The following is a 3003-nucleotide window of genomic DNA, read 5'->3' as shown; positions in this document are numbered from 1 at the left end:
GGGTGTTGGTATAGCCGCTCACATCGACGCCCAGCATTCTGGTGAGCATCAGTGCGAAATCACGGCGGGACACAGCGCCTTCGGGATCGAATCTGCTGTTTTCTTTACCGTTGACAATACCAGCCTTTGCCGCTGCCATGACATAGTCATAGTACCATGCATCCTCAGGCACGTCCACAAACTTGGAAGCTACTGTCGCCTTCAGGGTGTATACATTGGTGGTGTTTCCGTCTTCGGAAACTACTTTGATAGACAAGGGAGAGGTGAGAACATAGGTCTTGTCAGGATCGGTGGGATCATACTCGTTGAAATCAACCTTAGCCATCTTAGAGGCTGTAATTGCCAGCTTTACCTGACCCAGGTTGGTACCATAGGGCAGAGTCACATTGATGTTCTTGCCGCTAATGGTTGCATTGGTGTTGTTTGCCTTCAGGGCGGTGATTTCAGCGCCCTTCTCTGCATCGGCTACCTTTACTTCCTTGATCTTATAATCCTTAGTAGTTGTTCCATCTTCAGCAACAACTTGCAGATAGGCATTATCGTTCAAATTCCATGTCTTGTCATCGGTGTAATAGACCTTTACTTTGTTATTATCCGAAGCATCTTTCTTAATTTGGAAATCGGGGTTGCTAGTAAAACCAGCTGCCGCAGTAACCAATTTCCCTGTAGCCGCATTGTAAGTCTTCAACCCAGAAGAATATACAGGATAATAAGGAGTAGAATGCAGCTTTAACGTGGCACCATCGGAGACTGTAAAGTCAAAGAAAAATGTCTTCCCATCAACATAGCTGTAAGGCACGGTCAGAGTGATATCTTCGCCGTTGATAGAAGCCGTAACCTTTCCGTCATCTGCGGAGAGAGAGGTCAGGCGAGCGCCTTCGCGGTCTGCCGGTGTGACATTGAACTTGTACTCCGCATAATTCGTACGATACATGTTCTTGATCTGGCCATACTTCTTGCCATTCAAAGTACCGTTCGCAATGTCGGTGGCCAACTTTTCGTCCGCTACAAAATAGATCTTTGTTTTTGTCGTTACATCGATCGCTGCACCAGCAGCGCCGGTCTTCGTGTTGTAGGCACTCACTGCAACAGGGTTGGTGTCAGTGTCACCGGTTACAACGTACAGCTTTGCGCCCTCGGAAAGGGTGAACTGGCCGTACAGAGTGGGAACAGTTGTAGGCAGAGTTACCTTGAACTCATTTCCGGAAACAGTAACATTGAAGTTCTTGTTATTGTTGTACTCCATCAGGTTGCTGTTGTCAGCGGTGCTGAGAACAAAATCGCTGATGGACTTTCCGGTTTGGGCGGTGTTCCGCACATACTTGACTGTGTAGGCAATCTTATCGCCAGCGTCGGAAGTGACGGTAACGCTGCTTCCGTCTTTAAAGGTCGCACTTGTCAGTGCAGCATCATCAAGTTCGGTAAGCGCGGTCTTGCCGAAGGTGTATTCGGTGGTATCTTTGCCGCTCTTAATGTCTGCATCGAGAGTGGAATGAGGCAGGTTAAAGGTAATGGTCTTCGCTGCCTGATCGATAGAGGCTGTGTAGCTGGCCTCGTTCTCTGTGTCCTTATTCAGAGTAAGCTTCGCAGAAGTTACCTGAGGATTCTTGTTGGCTTCGGCTGCCTTGGTAACGGTAAGCGTATAATACTTTATCGTTTTGGTATCAGCAGCGGTGACCTTCAGGCGGACAGGGGCATCACACTTAACTTCTGACAGTGTAGCTTTTCCATCATTACCAAAATTTGCAGTCTTCGTGCCGTCTGCAAGCTCAATTTTAGGTGTACCGTTTGTAAAAGCTTTGGGTCCGACAAAGTCCAGCTTTACAACTTTGCTGAGATCGCTGTTTGCAGGAACCTCAACAGTAAGAGCTTCGCCGTTTACGGTTCCTTCTACTGCCAGAACTTCGGTACCGGAAGAATTCTTCGCGGTGGCAGTGAACCCTGTGATAGCGGTATCGGTATCTGCACGCTTCATTTGCAGCGTGTATTCTCTTTCACCGGCACCGTTTTCAATTTTGAACGTTTTTGTGGCAGTGAGCAAATCGGCAAAATTGACTTTATCACCGTTCTTAATTTCAGTGCTGTCAAAAGTAGCCTTATTGTAGTTGGAACCAACCTCAAAGGCGGCAACCAGATTCAGTTCGCCCTTGTTATCCACAGCCAAGTCAGCAGGAATTGTGAATTCAATGGTGCCTGTCTCATAGCCCTTGTTGTCACCGTCTGCATTCTTCAGGAACACGCCCTTGTAATCGCCAATGGTGAAGGAGGTCAGGCCTTCCTCTTCCTCAGCGGTTATGGTGTAAGTAATGTCCTTGCTGTCGTCCTGAGGCTGAACTGTGATCTTTGCTTCCTTGGCCTTCACCTCATTGGTGCCGACGGTAATGTCAGATACAGCAACAGCTGCAGTGCTTGTGGTGCCTTCAAATGTAACAGATGCACTGACCGGAGTAGTATTAAGCTTTTCTGCATAGCCAAAAGGCAGTGTAAACTTAATGGTGCGGTCTGTCTCGTTGACAACGCCTGTGTAGTTGCCGATTTTAGCTTCCTTCACGGAAACGTCGCTGGCGGCGGCCTTCACAGACCAGGTCAGGGTGTAGTGCTTACTCTCTTCCGTGCCATTGACAACCCAGAATTCCACGGGCGCGGGCGCACCGTCTTTTTCCCACAGCATGATGCTGGTAGCATTGGCCACTGTGTTGCTGTCGCTGTCAATGTAGGAAATTTTCTCGCTGCCGTTGGTGATTTCGAATTTCACTTCATGCGTAGCCCCGTAGTTAAACTCCGCGGCCCAGCCATCTGCTGTTTTCGTCAGAGTACCGTCCACTACAGGCGTAAAGCCAGAAGCGGGCTCATACTCCGCCGCCGCAGCGCTCATCGGAATCATTGCGACGACGAGCATGAGTGCAAGGAGCGTCGCAAGTGATTTCTTCAGAAACTTGCTTTTCTTCATAATTTCAACCCTCTTAAATTTTAGATTCTCACGCGGCTTCTTTTCCACGCGAG

The 3003-nt window shown here is 48.7% G+C and carries 1 protein-coding gene; it reads right to left on the bottom strand.

Annotated elements, in window-relative coordinates:
• On the bottom strand, nucleotides 1–2950 hold a 2950-nt coding region (locus BN3911_RS00075), incomplete at its 3' end, for an S-layer homology domain-containing protein (RefSeq protein ID WP_147578457.1).
• Nucleotides 2951–3003 lie beyond the last annotated feature (53 nt).

It is taken from the genome of Neglectibacter timonensis, from assembly GCF_900048895.1.
Taxonomy (GTDB): domain Bacteria; phylum Bacillota; class Clostridia; order Oscillospirales; family Acutalibacteraceae; genus Acutalibacter; species Acutalibacter timonensis.
The sequence above is the reverse complement of the archived record's forward strand: the minus strand, read 5'-3'. Positions and strand labels throughout refer to the sequence as shown.